Source organism: Bacteroides sp. A1C1 (genome assembly GCF_004328515.1).
Lineage (GTDB): Bacteria > Bacteroidota > Bacteroidia > Bacteroidales > Bacteroidaceae > Bacteroides > Bacteroides uniformis.
Genome location: NZ_CP036491.1, coordinates 3,798,146 through 3,822,793, shown reverse-complemented (window position 1 = coordinate 3,822,793; position 24,648 = coordinate 3,798,146). Strand labels below are relative to the sequence as shown.

19 protein-coding genes and 1 tRNA gene are annotated in these 24,648 nt (G+C 45.8%); 11 read left to right on the top strand and 9 right to left on the bottom strand.

The annotated features are described in order from the left end of the window. Positions 1–38: 38 nt before the first annotated feature. Complete coding sequence (locus EYA81_RS15710; protein ID WP_131226029.1) at positions 39–1,784, bottom strand: bifunctional UDP-sugar hydrolase/5'-nucleotidase; 1,746 nt, start codon at positions 1,782–1,784, stop codon at positions 39–41. 26 nt (positions 1,785–1,810) lie between these two features. Beyond that, entirely contained in the window at positions 1,811–3,721 is a 1,911-nt protein-coding gene (locus EYA81_RS15705; protein WP_117601476.1) for a HAMP domain-containing sensor histidine kinase, read from the bottom strand. 121 nt (positions 3,722–3,842) lie between these two features. Between EYA81_RS15705 and EYA81_RS15700 the strand changes: the two genes are divergently transcribed. Next, complete coding sequence (locus EYA81_RS15700; protein ID WP_117966607.1) at positions 3,843–5,978, top strand: Tex family protein; 2,136 nt, start codon at positions 3,843–3,845, stop codon at positions 5,976–5,978. 39 nt (positions 5,979–6,017) lie between these two features. Here EYA81_RS15700 and EYA81_RS15695 read toward each other — a convergent pair whose 3' ends face one another. Then, the gene (locus tag EYA81_RS15695; RefSeq protein ID WP_117601474.1) at positions 6,018–6,914 is read right to left on the bottom strand and encodes a CPBP family intramembrane glutamic endopeptidase; all 897 of its coding nucleotides are present in this window, start codon (positions 6,912–6,914) and stop codon (positions 6,018–6,020) included. A gap of 113 nt (positions 6,915–7,027) precedes the next feature. Between EYA81_RS15695 and EYA81_RS15690 the strand changes: the two genes are divergently transcribed. Then, the gene (locus EYA81_RS15690) at positions 7,028–8,080 is read left to right on the top strand and encodes a leucine-rich repeat domain-containing protein (RefSeq protein WP_117601473.1); all 1,053 of its coding nucleotides are present in this window, start codon (positions 7,028–7,030) and stop codon (positions 8,078–8,080) included. A 280-nt stretch (positions 8,081–8,360) separates the two neighbouring features. On the opposite strand, the gene EYA81_RS15685 is transcribed toward EYA81_RS15690, so the two are convergent. Then, entirely contained in the window at positions 8,361–9,980 is a 1,620-nt protein-coding gene (locus EYA81_RS15685; protein WP_005827934.1) for an ABC-F family ATP-binding cassette domain-containing protein, read from the bottom strand. 221 nt (positions 9,981–10,201) lie between these two features. Here EYA81_RS15685 and EYA81_RS15680 point away from each other — a divergent pair, with 221 nt between their 5' ends. Together EYA81_RS15680 and dnaJ are read left to right on the top strand one after the other, a co-directional pair. After that, positions 10,202–10,834, top strand: coding sequence for a nucleotide exchange factor GrpE (locus tag EYA81_RS15680; RefSeq protein WP_131226027.1), 633 nt, complete (start codon positions 10,202–10,204; stop codon positions 10,832–10,834). Between the two features lie 11 nt (positions 10,835–10,845). Beyond that, positions 10,846–12,018 carry a molecular chaperone DnaJ gene (gene dnaJ / locus EYA81_RS15675; protein WP_117966609.1) on the top strand — a complete coding sequence of 391 codons (1,173 nt, stop codon included), beginning with the start codon at positions 10,846–10,848 and terminating at the stop codon, positions 12,016–12,018. Positions 12,019–12,092: 74 nt separating this feature from the next. Here dnaJ and EYA81_RS15670 read toward each other — a convergent pair whose 3' ends face one another. The 5 genes from EYA81_RS15670 to EYA81_RS15650 form a co-directional block, all read right to left on the bottom strand. Then, the gene (locus EYA81_RS15670) at positions 12,093–12,551 is read right to left on the bottom strand and encodes a WbuC family cupin fold metalloprotein (protein ID WP_034523374.1); all 459 of its coding nucleotides are present in this window, start codon (positions 12,549–12,551) and stop codon (positions 12,093–12,095) included. After that, the gene (locus EYA81_RS15665) at positions 12,551–12,898 is read right to left on the bottom strand and encodes a UpxY family transcription antiterminator (protein WP_005836079.1); all 348 of its coding nucleotides are present in this window, start codon (positions 12,896–12,898) and stop codon (positions 12,551–12,553) included. The genes EYA81_RS15670 and EYA81_RS15665 overlap by 1 nt, the downstream gene beginning before the upstream one ends. Continuing rightward, positions 12,877–13,983: a Wzz/FepE/Etk N-terminal domain-containing protein gene (locus EYA81_RS15660; RefSeq protein WP_005836078.1), complete on the bottom strand. Its 1,107-nt coding sequence runs from the start codon at positions 13,981–13,983 to the stop codon at positions 12,877–12,879. The genes EYA81_RS15665 and EYA81_RS15660 overlap by 22 nt, the downstream gene beginning before the upstream one ends. Before the next feature lie 8 nt (positions 13,984–13,991). Beyond that, positions 13,992–16,460 (bottom strand): SLBB domain-containing protein, encoded by a 2,469-nt coding sequence (locus EYA81_RS15655; protein ID WP_117966612.1) that lies wholly within the window; start codon positions 16,458–16,460, stop codon positions 13,992–13,994. A 112-nt stretch (positions 16,461–16,572) separates the two neighbouring features. Further along, a complete protein-coding gene (locus tag EYA81_RS15650) occupies positions 16,573–18,273 on the bottom strand; it encodes an SDR family NAD(P)-dependent oxidoreductase (protein WP_117966615.1) in 1,701 nt (566 codons plus the stop codon). 198 nt (positions 18,274–18,471) lie between these two features. On the opposite strand from EYA81_RS15650, the gene EYA81_RS15645 reads away from it, so the two are divergent. The 7 genes from EYA81_RS15645 (at position 18,472) to EYA81_RS15620 (ending at position 24,629) form a co-directional block, all read left to right on the top strand. Beyond that, a tRNA-Thr gene (locus EYA81_RS15645) sits at positions 18,472–18,544 on the top strand. 373 nt (positions 18,545–18,917) lie between these two features. Next, positions 18,918–19,190, top strand: a complete 273-nt coding sequence (locus EYA81_RS19710) for a hypothetical protein (protein WP_227187305.1) — start codon at positions 18,918–18,920, stop codon at positions 19,188–19,190. A 15-nt stretch (positions 19,191–19,205) separates the two neighbouring features. Continuing rightward, a complete protein-coding gene (locus EYA81_RS15640) occupies positions 19,206–20,429 on the top strand; it encodes a glycoside hydrolase family 43 protein (RefSeq protein ID WP_242672388.1) in 1,224 nt (407 codons plus the stop codon). Then, positions 20,404–21,270: a TolB family protein gene (locus tag EYA81_RS15635; protein WP_131226025.1), complete on the top strand. Its 867-nt coding sequence runs from the start codon at positions 20,404–20,406 to the stop codon at positions 21,268–21,270. The genes EYA81_RS15640 and EYA81_RS15635 overlap by 26 nt, the downstream gene beginning before the upstream one ends. A gap of 66 nt (positions 21,271–21,336) precedes the next feature. Next, positions 21,337–22,374, top strand: coding sequence for an endolytic transglycosylase MltG (mltG, locus tag EYA81_RS15630; protein ID WP_117601465.1), 1,038 nt, complete (start codon positions 21,337–21,339; stop codon positions 22,372–22,374). A 76-nt stretch (positions 22,375–22,450) separates the two neighbouring features. Next, positions 22,451–24,043: a thiamine pyrophosphate-dependent enzyme gene (locus EYA81_RS15625; protein WP_131226024.1), complete on the top strand. Its 1,593-nt coding sequence runs from the start codon at positions 22,451–22,453 to the stop codon at positions 24,041–24,043. Between the two features lie 4 nt (positions 24,044–24,047). Beyond that, a complete protein-coding gene (locus tag EYA81_RS15620) occupies positions 24,048–24,629 on the top strand; it encodes an indolepyruvate oxidoreductase subunit beta (RefSeq protein ID WP_117601463.1) in 582 nt (193 codons plus the stop codon). Positions 24,630–24,648: the final 19 nt, after the last annotated feature.

Here is a 24,648-nt window from a genome sequence, read left to right as displayed (position 1 = left end):
AACTTATACTATAGATTTTGAGCCGCAAAGATAGTGAATTATTCTTTAACTTTGCCAAACAAGAACTCATAATCACGCTTGGAAGCCGGAGCCGCCCACTCTTTGGGAATAAACTTCCACTGATTCAGCGCACGCGGTTCAATCACCTTCTTCTGCTCAATGTACTGCATCAGATAATAGCGTAAGTCCTTATCCGTAGAGTGGATGATGCGCTCCTTCAATTCATCCTGCGAGATGCCGGCCCCCTTTGTCAGCAATTCGCCGCCACCGTTTCCGCGATAAGAATTCACCGCTACCTTATACATTTTATCCATATCGAACGGAGTACCGTCTGCCATACTGAGAATGGCTACCTTCTCGCCATCCGGCTTGGTCACATCCACCGTGTAGATAATACCCGCCGCAGAATCGAAGTTGAAGCTGAAATTCTTGAATGAGGCCCTATCCGTAGCACCTTCGCGGCGCTTCTCACGGAAGAGAAGGATATGGTCGTCCGGAGACTTCATCCGATTGGTCCACAAATCATACGACATCTCCAAGGCATCGCGTATCTCCTTTCCCGTCAGACGCATGGTGTAAAGCATATTTTCATACTTATACAGATTGAACATATCGTTCACAAAAATGTCTCCTTTACGGATTTCCGTATCATAGGACAAAGGAGCCGCAAAAGAAATATCCGCTCCGCTGATTGCCAACTGCAACTCATGAATAAGGTCTATAAAAGCGGAAGAACCGAAATAGGCAGGACGTGTGGAGATGGCCTCGGTAAAAGAACCTATTTTCTTGGAAACAAAATTCTGCACAGCTGCATATTCGGGGGCAAAGCGCTGCATGAACTCTTCGCTGACACCGTAGTCTTTCGTATCGGACAGTATGCCGTCTATCTTCTTGCCAACAACCTTGCCGTCACGCAATTTCAAGGTTATATCCACATTACTTACAACGACACCGTTGCTGGCAGGGTCCATCACCAGTACCGAGTCACCAACTATGTTGCACACCCTCTTGCATTCGCGAGCATGGTCATGGCCCATCAGGACAATATCGAATCCCGGCACATTGCATGCCACTTCCACCGAAGCGTTTTCGCGATACTTGCCTCCCATCAGCTGGGCATCCTGACCGGCATGGAACATACCGATAACCAAATCCGGCTTTTCCTGCTCACGGATAATCTTCATCCATTTGCGGGCAGTCTCCTCCATATCGTCGAAACGCAACCCTTTCCACAGATTCTCTGAAAGCCATACGGGAATGGCAGGAGTTATCATACCGAGAACCACAATTTTCACTCCGTCACGTTCCAGCACCTCATAGGGTTTGAAATGGGTTTCTCCGGTAGCAATATCCACAATATTGGCACCCAATATCGGAAAACGGCAATCACCTGCCCAACGGTCGAAAACGGCACGACCGGTCTCTACATCATGGTTACCCATATTACCGGCATCATACCCCATGAAATTCATCATCTCTGCAGTCAGATGGGGAGCAACAGTATCTATGTAATTATAGTAGTAGGCAGTGGGCTGTCCCTGCAGAATGTCGCCATTGTCCAAGAGAATCAGGTTTTCGCCATAAGTCTCACGCTCTTTTTGCACCAAAGCATGCACGCGTGCCAGACTGCCGGTTGCCTCCCGGCGGCGTATAAAGTCGTAGGGATAGTAGTTTCCGTGTATATCACTGGTCTGTACGACTTTCAGTTTCACCTCTCTTTCCTGCGCAGGCAGTATGCTTGTCAGGACAAAAATCCAGATAAAAAAACAACTAAATCTTTTCATTATATTTCCTTATTTCTTGTCAGTCCTTATAAATTCATGGGATGGGTAAATACAAACCGCGCTCCATCCGTATAGGCAGGATCTATCCAAATTTCACCGCCCCACTTCTCAACGGTCAGCTTACAGATGGACAAGCCCAAGCCGGTTCCCTGCACATATTCGTTCAGCTTCTCGAAACGTTCGAACACCCGTTTCTGTTTGTCCAAAGGAATGCCGCAACCGGTGTCAGTCACCGAAAATACTGCTACATTCCCTGCTGTATCCAGTTCCAGCTTCAAGGTTATCGTACCTTCCTTTGTAAACTTGTCCGCATTGGAAAGCAGATTTATCACAACCTGCTGTAAACGCTGCACGTCCGTCCGCATCTCCACCACCTCACGTTCACACTCAAATAGGAATTGATTGGTCGACCTACGTGCCTGGGCCACGGAAGCTACTACCTGCTGGCATATCTGCACTACATTGCAGCTCTCCAAAGAAAGGATGACGCGGTCGGCCTCCAAACGGGACACATCCAATATGTCATTAATCAGCCGAAGCAGCAAATCAGAGTTGGTCCTGATAATTTCAAAATAGCCACGCTGTTCTTCTTCCGAGGCTCCTCCGGCAGACAGCACGTCCGAGAAGCCCACAATCGCATTCAATGGCGTACGGATTTCGTGGCTCATATTGGCAAGGAAAGCACTCTTCAGGCGGCTGGATTCTTCAGCACGGTCCTTTGCCTCTCGCAAAGCACCTTCGGATACCTCCAGTTCATCCTTCAACTTCTTTGTATGATAATAAAAATAAAGGGAAACGAACAAACCGCCCAACAGCACCAATAGCACAGCACAGACAGACCAGATATGATACTTGTACTGTTCATAGAAAGAAGGGGTTACATTCAGCATCTTTACCGGTTCCGGAAGGTTGGCAATATTCAGTTCCTTTTCCTTCACGAGCTTGCCGTCCAGTATGGTCTCATTCGGAATGACTTCCATATGAGTATTCCCATCCTGCGGGTCAGTCAGCAGACGATAAGATTGCCTTGCCATCTCCTTGCCCAAAGCACGGTAGGCAGGAACGATGCCTGCCACAGCCCAGTATCCCAAACCTGCAGAACTCAAAGAGAATGTGGGCAAGGCTGGAGCAGCTTCCATCATGGCATAAGTAGCATTACGCATAAAATAACCATCATTCATATCCACGCGCCACGTCCCCATTAATACTGCCGTATGTTCCGGCAGTTCATGTAACCTATCACAAATAGTATATATTGTATTGACACGTCCGTCAAGCAGTATCAGATCCAATTCGGGAAATTTCTTCATTTCCTTCACTACATAGGCTTGCATAGCAACACCACCATAACTGTTGTCTGATATAAAAGCGATATTCTCGGTGTCAGGATACATCTGCTTTACCATGTTAATATTCGCCTCCACATCATACTCATAAACGAAACCGGCCTTGATAGGCGAATCCGGAAAATCCGTGAAAAAATCTACGGATTCAGGCATCCAAGTTTTCAAATCGATGGTATCTCCCGGCAACAATATGGCGTTCCGGCTGGATAGCGCACTCACTACTGGAGTATTGCCGCGTACAGAGTCTTCCAAAGAAAGGTAGGCAGCCCAAGCTTCCTGCCCAATAAGAACAATCAATGCCGGACTTTTATCATTCTGGTATTTGGATAATAGCCCTGCCATTCTCTTTTCCCAAAAAGGAGCTTCGGAAAAACTTTTGCAATTCATGTTTTCCAATGCAACGGTATTTGTCCCTCCTAAACGTTGGAATTCCTCCATAAAGTCAGAGATATTGCTGGAAGTCCGACCGGCATCCGGATTATAGGAGCTGATAATCAATACCGGATGCTCTCCCGTAATTGAGAAAACAGGCAAAAGGCAGCAGAAAAGCGCTACCACGCATGGTAATATTGTACGATATATGTGTTTCAATTGATTGATTCGTTTAATTGCTCCATAGCTTTGACAAATATAGATAAAAGTTGGAACCTAAAGAAAAAACAACAATTGTTTTTTTGTACTTTTACCCCCTATTTATAAAATGAGATACAAAATGATACAAGATTTTCATCGAATGATATCTGCCGTTCTCGGCATATCAGAAAAACAAATAAGCCAGACCCTCGGCTTGCTGGAAAACGGAGCGACAATCCCTTTCATCAGCCGCTACCGAAAGGAAGTGACGGGAGGACTGGACGAAGTGCAGATTGAATCCATAAAGACCCACTACGAAAAGCTGAGCGAAACCGCCAAACGTAAAGAAACCATCCTCAGCACCATTCAAGAACAAGGCAAACTGACCGCCGAACTTCAGAAGCGTATCGAGGAGACCTGGGAGAACACCCTACTGGAGGATATCTACCTTCCCTACAAACCCAAACGGAAAACACGTGCCGAAGCAGCCCGCCAAAAAGGACTGGAACCCCTCGCCACCCTGCTGATGCTGCAACGTGAGCCCCATCCGGAGGAACGCGCCGCCGGTTATGTGAAAGGAGACGTGAAGAACGTGGAAGATGCACTGAAAGGTGCCCGTGACATCATAGCCGAGCATGTAAGTGAAGATGAACGGGCTAGAAACAGCGTCCGGAGTTCCTTTGTCCGCCAAGGCACACTGACCGCCAAGGTGGTGAAAGGCAAAGAAGAAGAAGCGGCCAAATATCGCGACTATTTCGACTACTCCGAATCCTTGCGGCGATGCAGTTCCCACCGTCTGCTCGCCATCCGGCGCGCTGAAGCGGAAGGTTTGCTGAAAGTCAGCATCAGCCCCAATGACGAAGAGTGTGCGGAGCGCCTAGAACGGCAGTTCGTACGGAGCAACAACGCCTGTGGACAGCAAGTAGCAGAAGCTGTGCAGGATGCTTACAAACGCCTGTTAAAACCGTCCATAGAAACGGAATTCGCGACCCAAAGCAAGGAGCGCGCCGACGAGGAAGCCATCAAAGTGTTTGCGGAAAATCTTCGTCAATTGCTACTGGCCTCACCATTGGGGCAAAAGCGTGTGATGGGTATAGACCCCGGATTTCGTACTGGTTGTAAAGTTGTGTGCCTCGATGCACAAGGAAATCTACTCCATAATGAGAACATCTACCCCCACCCTCCAGTCAGCAAGCAGAAGGAGGCATTCGCCAAACTGCAAATGATGATGGAGTCCTATAAAATAGATGCCGTAGCCATAGGTAACGGAACTGCCAGCCGCGAGACGGAAGAGTTCTTGAAGCATCAGCGCTTCAACCGCGATGTGCAGATATTTATCGTCAGCGAGCAGGGAGCTTCCATCTATTCGGCCTCTAAAATTGCACGGGACGAGTTTCCCGACTACGACGTCACCGTGCGTGGTGCCGTGTCCATAGGCAGACGACTGATGGACCCACTGGCAGAGTTGGTAAAGATTGACCCGAAATCTATTGGTGTGGGGCAATACCAGCATGACGTGGACCAGACAAAACTGAAAAAGTCGCTGGACCAAACTGTAGAGAACTGCGTAAACCTGGTAGGTGTCAACCTAAACACCGCAAGCAGCCACCTGCTGACCTATATCTCGGGATTGGGTCCTCAACTGGCACAGAACATTGTGAACTATCGCGCCGAAAACGGTGCCTTCACCTCCCGTAAAGAATTGATGAAAGTGCCGCGCATGGGCGCCAAGGCATTTGAGCAATGTGCCGGCTTCCTACGCATTCCGCAGGCAAAGAACCCGCTGGACAACACTGCCGTGCACCCGGAAAGCTATTGCATCGTAGAACAGATGGCAAAGGACTTGGATTGCAGCGTAGCCGAACTGATAGCCAGCCGGGAGCTGCGTCTGAAGATTAATCCGGAACGCTACCTCTCCCCCACCGTGGGCATGCCGACACTGAAAGACATCCTGCAAGAGCTGGACAAGCCCGGACGTGACCCGCGCGGACCGATAAAGATATTTGAATTTGATAAGAACGTGCGCACCATCAACGACCTGCGCGAAGGCATGGAACTGCCCGGCATCGTAGGAAACATCACCAACTTCGGCGCATTTGTCGATATAGGCATCAAGGAAAACGGACTGGTACACCTCTCCCAACTCGCCGACAGATTCATATCAGACCCTAATGAAGTAGTGTCCATTCACCAGCATATACGCGTAAAGGTACTCAGCATAGATATGGACCGGAAACGCATACAGCTGACAATGAAAGGAGTGGAACAGAATTAGGGATTAAGGATTAGGGATTAATGGTTAATGGTTTCCGTATTAATCCTTAATCTCTAATCCCTTATAATAGTGTCTTAAGATAATTACTGTACCAAGCACTAAAAGTAGTGAACACAGAATGGAGCCTTCGAACCCGAAGGTTCCTCCATTTATCAAATTTTCTTCCGGAAAGTGAAGAATCAGCAGATTCTCATTGCTGAATTCATTTCCACTGACTTTATATCCCAAAACGGAACCTTGAATCCAGTTCCAGAACCAATGCAAGGCAATGGGGAAACAGAGGTTACGCGTATATATATAGGAAGCCCCCAAGAAACAACCTGCCAGCATGATATTCAGAAACGGGACAAAGGCAAAGTTAGGATTGAAAAGGTGCATCAACGAAAATAACACCGCAGAGATAAACAATGCCACAAACTTATTGATGCCTCCATCCAGCATACGCCCTAAAATAAAACCGCGTCCGATAACTTCTTCCGTAACCGCCACAAAAAAATAAAGCAAAAGACTGACCAGCAGAGATATGGGAGAAAACAAGAACCCTACCACCTCCACTGCCCCTAACAGCAAAGACAAGCCAAAACCGACTACATACAAGAACACGACAAACAAAGCTCCTCTCAGCAGGCTCCTGCCCCATCCCTTCAAAGACAAGCCCAAACCCGAAAAAGGAAGCTTCCTAAAGCCCAACACCATACAAGCGGCAATCAGCCCACTGACCAGCATCAAGACTTCATTCAGCATCTGAAAGTAAATGTTTGTTTCACCAACTTCCGTCTTCAACTCCGGAAAAACTAATGCAAAAGGTATGGCAAACAAAAACAGAAAAATCATTGAAAGTACAGCAAACAGTACTATATCAACGAATGCCAACCAAATACTTTTTGCTTTACTTGCTGTAACAAGCCCTTCCTTTACCGTCTCTTCTGTCTCCATTTGTATCTCAATATTGATTAATATCCGACAAAAATAATAATAAAAAGAAAAAACCTCATGTATTCCTGCCGTTTTCTTCCTATATTTGAAAAATCAATCTAGAATCAATAAACATGAAACTAAGAAAAATACTTTTAGCCATTGCCGGACTGGCGTTAATGCTGAATGCCTCGGCACAAAAATCCAAAAGATACTACGTAGCCAAACCCGGTACCTTGGTGGAGCTGATGACTGAAGCGGAAGCTAATGAAATTACCCAACTAACCCTGCAGGGCAAACTGAATGCCATAGACTTCAGGCATCTAAGAGATGAATTCAAGAATCTGCAGCAGTTGGACATCTCGAACGCATCTATCAGCACGTATGCAGGCAAGAACGGAACTTATCCAAACCGTTTTTACGTATATCCTGCCAATTGCATTCCGGCATATGCCTTCTGCAAGCAAATGGACGACAGTACCTTCATTGGCAAGGAGACACTGACTAGGGTTATCCTTTCCGACAAGACCAAGAACATCGAAGATGCTGCCTTTAAGGGATGCAAAAATCTCAAGATATGCCAGATACGGAAGAAAACGGCTCCCAATCTGTTGTCCGAAGCATTGGCTGATAGCGTTACAGCCATATTTGTTCCATTGGGATGCAGTGACTCCTACCGTACCAAAAAGAAATGGGAGACCTTTGCATTCATTGAAGGAGAACCACTGACAGTAAATGTGCAGATTGGTAAAATGGGCAGCCTTGCCAGCGAACTGCTAAGAGCCGGATTTCAGCCCAAAGACGTTAACTTTCTGACCGTTGAAGGTAAAATGGACGAAGCCGACTTCACATTGATACGCGACTATATGCCCAATCTGGTTTCCATCGACATGACCAACAGTAATGCCACTGCAATTCCCGACTATACTTTCACCCAAAAGAAGTATCTGCTGAACGTACGGCTCCCGCAAGAGCTTAGAAGCATCGGACAGCGTGCATTCAGTGGCTGCGGTCGTTTGTGCGGCACGCTGGTGCTTCCTGCTAGTGTAACCGCCATTGAGTACGGAGCATTTATGGGATGCGACAACCTGCGCTATGTGCTTGCCACGGGGAATAAGATTACCACGCTGGGCGACAACCTTTTCGGCGAAAGCCAAGGCAAAATTATATATAAGGAGAAACAATAACCCAGACTATTCCCCGCCTTAATAAGAACAAAGAGACTCTTTTAATAGCAAAAGAAGGTGTGTCAGAATGATAGCTAAAAATCATTCTAACACACCTTCTTCTTTTTTTCAATATCGCACAAGCCTTTATTAAACAAAAAAGATATGAAAGAAGAATCGTTCCATCATGGCAGAAATATTGTTCCACCGTGGTGAAAAAATCGTTCCACCATGGTGGAACGATTTTTTCCTCATGATGGAACGATTTAAAATATGCTTATTTAGTCCTTAGCTTCCGTTATCACTTTGTTGCGTACATACGTGCACGCAACTCCTTGATGTGGTCTGAAGTGATGTATTCGTCATACTCCATCATCTTGTCGATAATACCGTTCGGAGTCAATTCGATGATACGGTTGGCAACCGTCTGAATGAACTCGTGGTCGTGGGATGAGAAAAGGATATTGCCCTTATAGGTCTTTAGATTATTGTTGAATGCCTGGATAGACTCCAAGTCGAGGTGATTGGTAGGTGTATCCAGAATCAAGCAATTGGCATTGCGCAGCTGCATACGTGCAATCATGCAACGCATCTTCTCACCTCCCGACAATACGCTTGCTTTCTTCAGCACCTCCTCACCGGAGAACAGCATACGTCCCAGAAAACTCTTCATGTAGACTTCATTGCCTTCGCCGAACTGGCTCAACCAGTCCACCAGATTCAGGTCTGTATTAAAGAATGCAGTATTGTCCAGCGGCAGGTAAGCGGTGGTGATAGTCACACCCCAGTTGAAGGTACCCGCATCCGGTTTCATATTCTCGTTGATAATCTCGAACAGGGCGGTCATGGCACGCGGGTCGTGCGAAAGGAATACAATCTTGTCTCCCTTCTCTACATTGAAGTTGACGTCGCGGAACAGCACCGTACCATCTTCCAGCGTTTTCGTCAAACCGGAAACTTCCAGAATCTGATTACCCGGTTCGCGTTCGGGCGTAAAGATAATGCCCGGATACTTACGTGATGACGGCTTGATTTCTTCTACATTCAGTTTCTCCAACATCTTCTTGCGGCTGGTAGTCTGCTTGCTCTTTGCCACATTGGCACTGAATCGGCGGATAAACTCTTCCAGCTCTTTCTTCTTCTCCTCGGCCTTTGCCTTCTGGTTCTGCTGCTGACGGAGCGCCAGCTGGCTGGACTCGTACCAGAAGCTATAGTTACCGGCAAAGAGGTTAATCTTTCCGTAGTCGATGTCCACCGTATGCGTACAAACGGAGTCGAGGAAGTGACGGTCGTGGCTTACCACCAGCACCGTATGCTCAAAGTTGGAGAGGTACTCTTCCAGCCAAGTCACGGTCTCCATATCCAAGTCATTGGTAGGCTCGTCCAGCAGCAAGTTATCAGGATTTCCATAGAGAGCTTGCGCCAGCATGACACGCACCTTTTCCTTGTTGTTCAACTCACCCATCAACAGATAATGCTTGTCCTCCTTGATACCCAAACCACTCAACAAGGCGGCAGCATCGCTTTCGGCATTCCAGCCGTCCAGCTCGGCAAATTTCTCTTCCAATTCGGAAACCTTCAGTCCATCCTCGTCTGTGAAATCCTCTTTGGCATACAGCACTTCACGCTGCTTCATGATGTCCCACAACACCGTGTGTCCCATCATCACCGTGTCCATTACCGTAAAAGCATCCCACTTAAAGTGGTCCTGGCTCAAAACGGAAAGACGCTCTCCCGGAGCCAGCATGATGGAACCCGTCGTAGGGTCCAGCTCCCCGGAAATCGTTTTCAGGAAAGTAGATTTTCCGGCACCGTTGGCACCGATGATACCGTAACAGTTACCACTTGTAAACTTCAGGTTTACGTCATTGAACAACACTCTTTTACCAAACTGTACTGAGACATTAGAGACTGTAATCATCTTTATATTTACGATTTATTTATTTACAATTTACTATTTAATACCTATTAGTCTGCGAATTGCGAGTGCAAAGATAGTTATTTTTCCATGAATAGACACAGAGAAGCGCTGTCAATCTGACATAAAAGTATTACCTTTGCAGCGTTTTCGGCAAAAACATCCGTTTTGGCAAAGTTTTTGCTGGAGCACTGATATCGTATTAACTTAAACCCTTAACAGCAATGAAAGCAAAATCATTTTACAAGAATAATAAGCATAACAATATGAATCCGAAAGAAAAAGAAAACAACCAGGAAGAGGAGCTGAAAACTCAAGCTACTCCTAACGAAAGTGACGAAGAAACCGTAGGACAAGAAGTTTCACAAGAAAACGAAGCTCCCCTAACAGAAGAAGAAAAGCTCGCTCAGGAACTGGAAAAGGCCAATGAACAGATTGAAGAGCAGAAAGACAAATATCTGCGCTTGTCTGCCGAGTTTGACAATTACCGCAAACGTACCATGAAGGAGAAGGCAGAACTCATCCTGAACGGTGGTGAAAAGAGTATCAGCAGTATCCTACCCATTGTGGATGACTTTGAACGCGCCCTCAAAAACATGGAGACAGCTACCGATGTAGCTGCCGTAAAAGAAGGCGTTGAACTTATCTACAACAAATTCATGTCTGTATTGGGACAAAACGGCGTTAAGGTGATAGAGACAAAGGAACAACCGCTCGACACAGACTATCACGAAGCCATCGCCGTGATTCCGGCACCCAATGAAGCACTGAAAGGCAAAATTCTGGACTGCGTACAAACCGGTTACATCCTAAACGACAAAGTGATCCGTCATGCCAAAGTGGTAGTCGGAGAATAACATAAAACTGTATGGAAAAAAGAGATTACTACGAAGTATTGGAAGTCGAAAAGACAGCAACGGTAGAAGAAATAAAGAAAGCCTATCGCAAAAAAGCCATCCAATATCATCCGGACAAGAATCCGGGCGACAAAACAGCCGAAGAGAAATTCAAGGAAGCGGCAGAGGCATACGACGTACTAAGCAATCCGGACAAGCGTGCCCGCTACGATCAGTTTGGCCATGCCGGACTGGGTGGTGCCGCCGGTAATGGTGGTCCGTTCGGCGGCTTCAGTGGAGGCATGTCCATGGACGACATCTTCTCCATGTTCGGTGATATCTTTGGTGGACACAGTGGAGGAGGTTTTGGCGGTTTTGGAGGTTTCGGCGGAAGTGGCGGCACACAACAACGCCGTTACCGTGGTTCGGACTTGCGCGTCAAGGTAAAACTGAACCTCAAGGAGATCTCTACCGGTGTGGAAAAGAAATTCAAGCTGAAGAAATACGTGCCTTGTACCCACTGTCATGGCACGGGAGCCGAAGGCGACGGCGGCGCCGAAACCTGCCCGACCTGTAACGGTAGCGGCACGGTAATCCGTAACCAGCAAACCATACTCGGCACCATGCAAACAAGAACCACTTGCCCAACTTGTGGCGGTGAAGGCAAAATCATCAAAAACAAGTGTAAGGAATGTGCCGGTGAAGGTATTGTATACGGTGAAGAAGTAGTAACCGTAAAAATCCCGAAAGGTGTCGCAGAAGGTATGCAGCTCTCTATGGGAGGAAAAGGAAATGCAGGCAAGCACAACGGTATGCCGGGAGACCTGCTGATTCTTGTAGAAGAAGAACAAGACCCGAACCTGATACGCGACGAAAATGACTTGATTTACAACCTGCTCCTCAGCTTCCCGACAGCAGCCTTGGGTGGTGCAGTAGAAATTCCCACGATTGATGGAAAGGTGAAAGTAAAAATTGACTCAGGTACGCAACCGGGAAAAGTACTCCGCCTGCGCGGCAAAGGTTTGCCCAACGTGAATGGATACGGCACGGGAGATTTGCTAGTAAATGTCAGCGTATATGTACCCGAAACGCTGAGCAAGGATGAGAAGAAAACATTGGAGGAAATGGAAGAATCTGATAACTTCAAGCCAAACACTTCGATTAAGGAGAAAATATTCAAGAAGTTCAAGAGCCTGTTTGACTAATAACATGGTACATAAAGAAGCCTCCCGATATACAATAAAATATCGGGAGGCTTCTTTGTTTTATCAAAAAAATATTAAAGTTCCAACATCCGCTTCATAAAAGCCTTTATTCCCTCCACATCAGAAGTCTGAGGAGCCCATGAAGCCAAATCCTCTGAGGGTAGAGGCTGATATGGGCCTTTTTTAATTTCAAAAATAACGGTGCCTGACTCCAAGGCAATAATACTATGCCACGTATTAGAAGGAATCTCCAGACCATATTTACCTTCCGAAGGATTGAGGCATACCTTATCTGTTACATTACCGGCATCATCATAAAAAAATGCCAGCAGACTTCCACGCAAAACCAGATAAGTTTCTTCCTTATCTGTATGACGGTGAGGAGGAAGATAAGTTCCTGGTTCCAAAGCATTCAGCAACCGATGAATAGGGGCATCCATAGACGCATGAAAATTATAATTCATACGTAAACGGGAATTCTCCTTGGCTTGTGAAGTAACGGTATCCAGCAGCTCTTCTGTTATCAGCTTCATCATAACCTCAGCAATTGAGCAAACTTGGCAGGAAGTTCTGCTTTACCCGCTTCAATAGACAAACTTTTTCCTTCTTTATCTAGTAATATAGCAGCCTTCTGCGAGGAAGCCAATGAGGCAACTTCCGCCACATTACCAGCAACAAACAAGCATCCGGAAAAAAGAGGGGTAATCACCTTCCGGGTATGCCCTTTCCATTTTACAAACACAGCCTGCATCGGGCAATATGTAGTATATCCCGCAGCATTCAAACGCTGCATCAACTTATGTTCAGACTTAGGTGCTGTGTACAATGCATGCCAGCACATCATATCATTATCCGTCATCATATTGTTTGCTTTTTCCATCCCTTTAATAAATCTTTTACAAATAATATCCATCCCACACTGCCGACACCTGCCAAGAACATGAAGCCGATCAAAATCATCAATTTATTGGGCTTTGCAGGCTTCAAAGGTACCGTAGCCGGCTGGACAACCGTATATACCGGTGTAATCTCCTGCACCTTAGCTCTTGCCATCTGCAATTGTTGAGACACTTGTGTATATACTTGATAGGCTAAATTCATTTCATTCTGTAAACGCTCTTGCTCTGCGCGATAACTCAGTAATATTATATTCTGGTTTGCATCTACAAAATTTGCGTATTTCTTCTGGGCATCCTCATAACTGGCCTTTGCTTCTCCATAAAGTTTTTCGGTAAATGCCAAATCATGACGAGCCTTATTAGTCCGATAATCTGTGATGTAGTTCTGCAGGCAATGCATCACGGTATCCGTCAGCGAAGCAGATATCAAAGGATCCTGCATAGTAACAGACAAGGTTGTCACACCTGTCTTTTTGTCTACGGAAACAGAGATACGTTTACTTAAAGCATCTGCAATGGCAGACTCATCTCTAGTAAGACGAAAAGGATCCAGCTTTGCGTCCCCCTCTTCCGGTTCATCCTTAAACAAAGACAATGTCCATCCTAACACTTTAAAAGGAGCGGAGAAAATTGCACTCCACCAAGGAGAACGCTGTTCTTCTTTCAAATAAGCATATAAAGTCGTGTCTACTTTTGCTTTCTGATCCTTGACTTTAACATCGAACAGTTCAATCAGAAAAGGAGTAGAACTTACAATATCAGGATAAAGTTCGGGTGACAAAGCATCCTCACCAGAAGAAGTGCCCAAATTGATACCCGCCATGGCTGCAAGGGCTCCCATACTTCCACCACCAGATTTGCCACCACTCTCCGGAGCCAATGTCACACTTGTAGAGTACTCCTTAGGAATACTAAATGCAACAACCAGTCCTACAAGAGCAGCGATACCACACGCCTTAAAAACCAATTTGCGACTAGCCCATACTTTCTGGGCCAGTTCTATCAAATCTATTTCTTGTTCCTCAGGTTGTGGAGAGGTTATGTTTTGTATTCTTTCTTCGCTCATAATTCAAATTACTTAAAGAGATTAACCATAGTCGCAATCATCGCTGCAATAGAAGCTGTCGTACTTCCCATTCCCAGAATTTCAGCAGTAGTCATCTTCTTTTTCTGTTCTTTACTTGGAACAATTATTTCACAACCAGGTTCAATGGCTTTCTTGTTCCCTGCTTTTAAACGAGAAACTGTACCATTCATGTATATTACATAGACCTTACGTTTCTTGGCATCATTACCAAAACCACCAGCTTGATTGATGTAATATTTCAAGCTTTCACCCTTTTTATATAAAACTGTATTCGGATACATTACAGCACCGTTGATTTTCACTGTACTTACGTACTCCGGAACAAATAACACATCTCCCTCACGAAGCACCATATCAGCATCTGAACCGGGATTCTTCAAAGCCTCTCCCAGATTTATACCTACAGAATAGGTATCAGACAAATCCAATTTTTTTACAGATATGGAATCTCCACCTCCCGCTTGCGCCATACGCAGGGCATCTTCTTTACGGCGAAATTCTTCTTCGGTCATCCTACGAATAAGACGCGCTCCTTTTACATAAGCATCGGGAGTCACTCCACCAGCCTTAGCTATCAAGTCACTCAAACGTTCATTTTTTTTCGATAGTGCATAATTACCGCTAAAAAGAACTTCTCCTCCCACCATAACATTCTGTTGTTTAAAATAAGACGGACTCTTACGAATATAAACTTCATCAAAAGGTTCAAGATGGAAATCCTGGCTTCCTTCTCCCACCAATAAGCCATCTTTCAAATCAAAAGAGAAATTCTGGCCTACTGTAGTACTGAAAGATGTACTCTTCGTATCTTTCATACGCCGTGCCACTTCAACTTTCGTCGTAGCCGCTGCCTCCAACAAGCCACCAGCCTGCAACACCAAATCCTCTACTGTCATTTTATCAGAATAGAGATATGTACCCGGATTGGCAACTTCACCATGGATGGTAAGTGTAGCTTCTTCCTTCAAATCATGAATACTTGGGATATATAAAATATCATTCTTCTGCAAAGGAATATCTGCAGCCGTCCCGTTCAGCAAACCTTTCACATCTACTTGTATAATCTCATGCGACAAGTCTTCAAGCTCACGATCGATTATAGCACGGTTTAAGAATGCATCTCCGCGAAGTCCTTCTGCTTTCTTAATCAGCTGTTTCACTGTATTCATCGTACCGTCCAACTGATACAAGCCTTCACGATATACAGCACCGCGGACTTCCACACGATTCTCAAAACGTTGTAAAACGGAATCAACCGTTATCTTATCACCGTCATCTACGCGGAATACAGAATAATCCATCTCATCCACATTATAAATTTGATGCTCACGTCCACTTTTACGGATTATACGTAATGCTTTTTTATAAGCATCACCCGTAAAACCACCTGAATACTTCAATAATGTGCCTACGGTTTCAGTGGGTTTCATTTCATAAAACATCGGACGTTTTACCTTACCCAATATCTGTACCAATGACTGGTAAGGATCCACAAGAATTACATCACCATCCTGCAGACGGATGTCATCCTTCATTTTTCCTTTCATAAGTAAATCGTAAACATCCAAATCTGCTATTGTATTTCCATTGCGAATCACTTTAATACTGCGTAAACTACCAATCGGATTCACACCACCTGCACGATATAAAGCATGGAATACGGAAGCAAATGATGAGAGGGTATAAGTTCCGGGCACCATAACTTCACCCATAACGTTTACTTGAATAGAACGTATTTCTCCTAATGTCAATTTAACTTGGGTAGAGGGAACATTTCCAGTTACTCCAGAATATATTCTGGCAAATTCTTGTTTCAAATAATTATTGGCTTCACTTACTGTTTTACCACTCAGATAAACCGGTCCTAAATTATTCACAAGAATACTTCCTTCCGGAGATATTGTTTGTCGGATTGTTGTTTCAGAAGCTCCCCACACATCAATAATCACCTCATCACCAGGTCCCAGACGATAATTCTCGGGAGTAGCAACATTCACATTAGGTTCGAAAGTCAAATTATCGTTAGTAAAAATATTATGACCATAAATTTGCGAAGTCGGATCCCCCGCCCCTTTCTCTTGAGACAAGGAACGATTATCCATCATTTGTAAAGAATCCCCTGCAACATCCGTTTGCCTGGCAGAATACGTTTCCGAAGTTGTACGCAACCCTTTGACTACGCCACTCATTTCACCACGTTGACGAGAACGTTTCTCATCTTGGGTATTGCTCTGCGGACTTCCAGATTTAGAATGTTCATACTTTTTCTGAATTCTTTCAACTTGTTCCCTTGTCACTCCCCGCCGCATTAATTCAGTAGTAATCTGCTTTTGATTTTTACCCATCTGCTGAGCGCTTTTTACATACTGAACAACCTGATCATCTGACATCTGCTGAGCAAAAGCTACTCCTGACAAAGTAAATACCAAAAAGAATAGTGTTATTAATCTACGCATAAAATATTCTGATTAATCTTTTGAGTTCTTGTAATAAATATAAATCGGGCACAAAGGTAATATATTATTTTATAATATACATTTATTCCACTTCTAAGTTTCAGAAAAAGCATTAAAAAGCTGTCATTTTCACGTCTTTTCCTTGGGTAGAAGAAAGTGAGAAAATTGGCACTATTTTTTTCATTAGTCCAATCAAAATAGCCTTTTTTTCGGTATAACTATGTTGCACCAAGGCCAGCACTTCTTCCCGCACATGTTCATAATCATCAACAGATGCCTTTTCACGCTTTATCTTTTCACTGATTACAGAATCCAAAAGCCCATCCCCAGGCCCTCCTACAATGTACACTTCTCCTCCATCCCCCATGACTCCCACTTCCAGGGTGAGCATACAAGCTTCAGACAAGGTCATCAAACAATGCGCATTCATCGGATACATCTCACTCAAACGTACTATGAACATATCAGTTTCCCCTTTGTCGCGTTTCAACCTGCAATAAGATGACTGCACATACATTTCCGCCACACGCTTACTATATTCCATAGCATTCTCCGGATGACGTGCATTAGTTACAGACATCATAACCATACGGGACACTCTATACTTTACCGCCAGGTCCGCAATATTCACTGTTCCCGATATATTCGTTTGAATTGCCTCTGACACAAAATCATCCATCAGTTGTACATGTTTATAAGCAGCAGAATGAAAAACAAGTTGAGGACGTGTTCCTTCAAATATAGCCTCCATACGCGTACGGTTAGCAACATCTGCAACCAATACGCGGACCTCCAGATTCTTCCAATGATCAGACAATTCCAACTGTACATCATACAATGGGGACTCTGCCTGATCTACCAGAATCAACTGATAAGGATTCAGTGTAGCCAACTGGCGGACGATTTCCCTTCCTACAGCTCCCGCTGCTCCCGTAACCATTACTCTACGCCCCTCAATATGGGCCGCAATTTTACGCATGTCAACTTGTACCGGTTCTCCACGAAGCCAATCTTCTATTTGAATGTCCTTGATCAGTCCATCATCCATACAATCGCTTAAGGGAGGAACGGTCATTACATGAATATCATGAGAGAACAGTTTATCCAGCATTCCGGAATTTTCCAAATCCGATACCTTGCTTGGAGAGATAATGATTGTATCCACTTTCTTTTTCTTTAGACGATCAAACAGCTGTTCATCATTGGGATATACCCTGCATCCCATCGTATGTTTACCTATCATATCAAGTTCGTCCGAAATAAAGCCACGCAGGCGATAATGATTATTACGACTAACTCTCAAGGATTTTGCAACATCGACTCCAGTCCCATGGAATCCATAAATAAAAACATTCACGCAATGACGTGCATCAAAAGCAATAGCTTCATAAAGCATCTTCACAGCAATGCGCATACAAACCATCAGAGAGAAAGTAAACATATATGCCATAAACAGAATGCTGTTCGGCAAAGTTTCTTCAAGCCCCAAAACAGACCAACAGAAATTCCCCAAAAACAGTACAACATAGCTTATCGTAAGGCTCCAAAACACACGATAAATATCTACAAAAGAAGAAAAACGGATGACACCTACATAAGTACGGAAAATATGAAAGAAACAGACATTACACAATACAGCCCAAATGGTCAGCCATACATACAAAGAAATTTCATAAGATACGGACGAAAGCCTATATTGCAAAAAACATGCAGAAAGTATGGAAATCACAACGATAATTACATCTACCGACAACACCACCCATTTGGACGCTATGCGTGAAGAAAGATATTTATAATATGTTCTAAAATTCATAATCAGTATCAGACTTTTTGCTATAGGACCTACGACAAAGATGCTTCTTTTCGTTTTATTATCCAATTTTTAAGGCAATAAAGTTCAGAACATTCAAACAGAAAATTATTCTACTAAAATATTTCTAAAAAAAACAAGGATTCTTTTTGCCTTTTCAAATAAAGATGTACCTTTGCACCCCGTAAACAAAAGTTTATTGCCGCTATAGCTCAGTTGGTAGAGCAACGCATTCGTAACGCGTAGGTCGCCAGTTCAAGTCTGGCTAGCGGCTCAATATTAAAGCACTGATTATTCCAGATAATCAGTGCTTTTTCTTTTCTAAAATAAAAAACGCTCTTCTACGAGTATATTTGCATAAAACACAATGCCCTTTCAAACAGTTTAATCCATAGCCGCATGATTATCTCAAAATAGGTTTAAAACAGCACCATCTGATTACATCCACAGTCTAAAATGATAACTTGAAACATATAGATACACTATTAAAAACATAATACACCTATATTATATATAGTAATTCCCAATATTTGTGGCAACTTTTCAATAACCAAATTTTTCAATCTTAAATGAAGTATTGAGGTGACGAAAAAACACAAGCTAAAATCAAAAGGTTACCATAGATTTCTATAACATACTATAAGAAAATGAAAAGAATCAAGTTATTTACAGCGGCTTTGCTGCTGGCGGCTATGTCCGCAGGAAACGATGTGTGGGCGCTTTCCACTTCAGGAAAGAAAGACACGCATCCGGTAGAATCACCCAAATTCTTCAGTGGAAACGCCAACCCACTGTCGGATTTCATTTTTGTGGCCGACCCGACATCGATGGAATACAACGGAAGGCTCTATGTGTATGGAACCAATGACACCCAGCAACTGGACAGTGTGGGGAAAGATGGCAAAAACACATACCAATAAATCCATTCGCTGGTTATGTTGTCTACCGATGACATGGTAAACTGGACTTATCACGGACTGATTGACGTAAAGGCCCTCTCACCATGGGGTATAGCCTCATGGGCTCCATCCATTGTATCGCGGATAGAATCGGACGGTAAAACCCACTTCTACCTCTACTACTCCAACAGCGGTGCGGGCGTAGGCGTACTAACCTCCACCTCTCCCGTAGGCCCGTGGACCGACCCGCTGGGGCGTATGCTGGTGAGCCAGTTCACCCAAGGATTAGGCCACTGCAAAGCTCCCTTCGACCCGGGTGCCGTGATAGATGACGAAGGTATAGGATGGTTATCATTCGGTGGAGGCGGAAAGGGGGAAGTCGGCACCGACTACATGCCTGGAGATGCCCGCATTGTCCGCTTGGGCAAAGACCTGATTAGTCTGGACAGCGAGATAGTAGAGATAAAAGCTCCCTATCACTTCGAAGCCAATGAGCTGAACTACTGGAACGGCACATGGATTTATACCTACAATACCGACTGGAACAAGCGCACCGAATGGCCCCACGAGGGAGTGGACAAACCCAGCATCTGCTGCATGTCGTACATGACTTCACACACGCCTCTCGACACCGACAGCTGGAAGTATGTGGACAATTATTTCAAGAATCCCGGAGACTATGGTATGGGGTTCAGCAACAATCATACCCATCTGCAAAAATACAAAGGAGACTATTACCTATTTTATCACAACATGTGCTTGCAAGAACACAAAGGCACCAATGGCGGTTTCCGCAGCCTTTGCGTCAACAAGCTGAAGGTAGACGAAAAAAACGTGAAGCTGGAAATGGGAGAAGCCACACTGAAGGGTGTGGACCAGATAAAGCCAGTGAACCCGTTCATTCATCAGCAAGCAGAAACAACAGCCGCTACGCTAGGCATACACTTTGAGCCTACAGCCACACCCGGCAACATGCTTGCAGTGGGCAGTGAACAAAAGAAATCAGTTATATCCGTACGTGGCGTATTCTTCTCCGGCTTTCCCTCTCTATTCCGTGCCACAGCAGTAGGACACGGCACTCTGGAAGTGCACCTTGACCGCCCCGATGGTGAAGTACTGGCCTCCACCTCCTTCAATTCAGACTCTTTACAGACTGTCTCTACAAAGATAAACACAGACAAAGACGGTATTCACAACCTTTATTTCGTATTTAAAGGCAAAGAACTGAAGGTAGATGAATGGATATTTGAGAGATTTTGAAAAGCATAATCTACAAATACTGGATGTAACCAATGGTAACCGGACCGTCGTCAAAGAATTTCCCTACCGGATTGAAGCCCCCAATTGGACGCCCGACGGGCAATGGCTGCTATACAACAGCGAAGGAAAGCTTTACCGCCTTTCCCCCACCTCGTCTGCCGAACCGGAACTGATAAACACCGGATTTGCCCAAAACTGCAACAACGACCACGTCCTCTCGGCCGACGGACAGCAGATAGCCATCAGCCACGGGACGAAAGAGGACTATAAATCGCGCATTTATACACTTCCCATCACGGGCGGCACTCCCCGTTTAATAACGCCTATGGCTCCCAGCTACCTCCACGGTTGGAGTCCCGACGGTAAAGAACTTGCCTATTGCGCCGAACGAAACGGCAACTATGATATTTATACCATCCCCGTGGAAGGAGGTGAAGAAACCCGCCTGACCACTGCCGAGGGTCTGGATGACGGACCGGAATATTCCCCCTGCGGACAATACATCTGGTTCAACTCCGTACGCACCGGACTCATGCAAGTCTGGCGCATGAAGGCAGACGGCTCCGAACAGACCCAGATGACCTTTGACGAAACCCGCAACTCCTGGTTCCCCCACATCTCTCCTGACGGAAAATCCGTTGTATTCATCACCTACTACAAAGGTGACCTGGAACCGGGAGAGCATCTGGCAAACAAGAACGTAGAACTACGCCTAATGCCCGCAAACGGTGGAGAACCCAAAACTTTGTTAAAGATTTTCGGCGGACAAGGCACCATCAATGTCAACTCATGGGCACCGGACAGCAAACGCATAGCCTTTGTCAGCTATCGAATTAACTGATATGACTTGATGATTTTCACTCCATTTTTTACTAACTTTGCCCGACTAAAGATGCAGTAAAACAAAATGGAAAAGAAAAAGAAGAAAATCATTATCGGAACATTCGTTACACTAATTCTTATTGGAGCAGCTTGTGCAGGAACAGTATACTACTATCTGTTTGCCCCGCAATTCCATCCGCAAAAGACAGTCTATATCTATATAGACCGCGACGACACCGCCGACTCCATATATAATAAGGTGAAACAACAAGGCCATCCCCGAAGCTTCACCGGCTTCCGCTGGATGGCCCAATACAAGAAATATTCCGAAAACATACACACCGGACGCTACGCTATCCGGCCGGGAGAAAACGTATATCACGTATTCAGCCGTCTGTACCGCGGATATCAAGAACCTATGAACCTCACCGTCGGCAGCGTACGCACGCTGGACCGCCTGGCACGCAGCATAAGCAAACAGCTCATGATAGACTCCGCCGAAATAGCCGGACTGATGAACGACTCCGCATTCCAACAAAAACTGGGATACACCAAAGAGACCTTGCCCTGCCTCTTCATCCCCGAAACCTACCAAGTCTATTGGGACATGAGTGTGGAAGAGTTCTTCGAAAGAATGCAGAAAGAGCACCAAAGGTTCTGGAACCAGGAACGCCTAGGCAAAGCCACCGCCATCGGAATGACCCCGACGGAAATCTGCACCCTTGCCTCCATCGTCGAGGAAGAGACAAACAACAATCCTGAAAAACCGATGGTAGCAGGGTTATATATCAACCGCCTGCACGCCGGCATGCCCCTGCAAGCCGACCCTACCATCAAATTTGCCTTGCAGGCCTTCGGTTTGCGGAGAATTACGAATGGCCATCTGGCGGTAGAATCCCCCTACAACACCTACCTCAATACCGGATTGCCTCCCGGCCCCATACGCATCCCCTCACCCAGCGGGCTGGATGCCGTGCTGAATTATACGAAACACAACTACCTCTACATGTGTGCCAAAGAGGACTTCTCGGGCACCCATAACTTTGCATCCAATTATGCCGAGCACATGAAAAATGCAAGAAGATATTGGGATGCATTAAACGAAAGAAAGATTTTCAAGTAATCTGCTGATAAAATAAAAGCAAAATCCTATATTTGCGTCAAATATTAATCCATGACTAACACTTAAATATTCAGATATGAGCAAGCAACTCTTACTTGGCGATGAAGCCATTGCACAAGCTGCATTAGATGCCGGACTTTCGGGCGTATATGCCTATCCCGGCACTCCTTCTACGGAAATCACCGAATATATTCAGATGGCACCGGTTACTGCTGAAAAGAACATTCATAACCGCTGGTGCTCTAACGAAAAAACTGCGATGGAGGCTGCCCTGGGCATGTCCTTTGCAGGCAAGCGTTCACTAGTGTGCATGAAGCACGTGGGTATGAACGTGGCTGCCGACTGTTTCATCAACTCTGCCATTACCGGCGTAAAAGGTGGTCTGATAGTCATAGCTGCCGACGATCCCAGCATGCATTCCTCGCAGAACGAGCAGGACAGCCGTTTCTATGGCGACTTCTCCCTCATCCCGATGTACGAACCAAGCAACCAGCAGGAAGCATACGACATGGTATACAACGGATTCAGCTTCTCCGAACAGACCGGCGAACCCATCCTGATGCGCATGGTTACGCGCCTGGCACACTCCCGTTCCGGTGTAGAGCGCAAGGAGCAACAACCGCAGAATGAGATTTCCTTCAGCGAAGACCCACGTCAGTTCATCCTCCTGCCGGGTAATGCACGCAAACGTTACAAAGCATTGCTGCAACGCCAGGACGAATTTATCAAAGCTTCTGAAAACTCCGCTTACAACAAATATACCGACGGTCCCAACAAAAAGCTGGGTATCGTGGCATGCGGCATCGGCTACAACCACCTGATGGAAAACTATCCCGAAGGCTGCGAATATCCGGTACTGAAAATCGGACAATACCCGTTGCCCAAGAAACAGCTGATGCAGCTGGTAGAAGCATGTGACGAGATTCTGGTACTGGAAGACGGACAACCGTTCGTAGAAAAACAGCTGAAAGGCTATCTGGGCATCGGCATCAAAGTAAAAGGCCGTTTGGACGGCACTCTTTCACAAGACGGAGAGCTGAACCCGGACAGCGTGGCACATGCCGTAGGCAAAGAGAACAAGGCTGAATTCAGCGTTCCTTCTCTGGTAGAGATGCGCCCGCCCGCTTTGTGCGAGGGTTGCGGCCATCGCGACATGTACACGGTGCTGACCCAAGTATTGAAAGAAGAATATCCCACTTATAAGGTGTTCAGCGACATTGGTTGCTACACGCTGGGAGCCAACGCTCCGTTCAACGCCATTAACTCTTGCGTGGATATGGGCGCCTCCATCACCATGGCGAAGGGTGCTTCGGATGCCGGTCTGCATCCTGCCGTAGCCGTTATCGGCGACTCCACCTTCACCCACTCGGGCATGACAGGACTGCTGGATTGCGTCAACGAAAACGCCGACGTCACCATCGTCATCTCCGACAACGAAACCACCGCCATGACCGGAGGACAAGACTCTGCCGGCACCGGACGTTTGGAAGCCATCTGCGCCGGCATCGGTGTAGCTCCCGAACACATCCGCGTCGTAGTTCCTTTGAAGAAGAACTACGAAGAGATGAAGCAAATCATCCGGGAAGAAATCGAATACCACGGCGTATCCGTCATCATCCCCCGCAGAGAATGTATCCAAACATTAGCACGCAAAAAAAGAAACAAGTAAAGCCATGAAAAAAGACATCATACTTTCCGGCGTAGGAGGACAAGGTATCCTCTCCATCGCCACCGTAATCGGCAAAGCAGCCCTCAAGGGCGGACTCTACATGAAGCAGGCAGAAGTACACGGCATGAGCCAGCGAGGCGGTGACGTGCAGTCCAACTTGCGCATCAGCGACCAACCCATCGCCTCGGACCTTATCCCCACAGGAAAATGCGACCTCATCATCTCCTTGGAACCGATGGAGGCGTTGCGCTACCTCCCCTTCCTCAGCCCTGAGGGTTGGCTGGTGACCAATGAAGCTCCCTTCATCAACATTCCCAACTATCCGGCAGAAGAAGACATCAAGGCCGAAATCAACAAGCTGCCGCATAAAATCATGCTGAACGTAAACGAGGTGGCAAAAGAAGTCGGCTCTCCCCGCGTAGCGAACATCGTACTGCTGGGCGCCACCATCCCCTTTCTCGGCATTGACTATGCAAAGGTGCAAGACAGCATCCGCGAAATCTTCCAACGCAAGGGAGACGCCATTGTAGAGTTGAACCTCAAAGCGTTGGCTGCCGGCAAAGAGATTGCTGAAAAACTGATGTAAACTATAATTGACTCTAAAT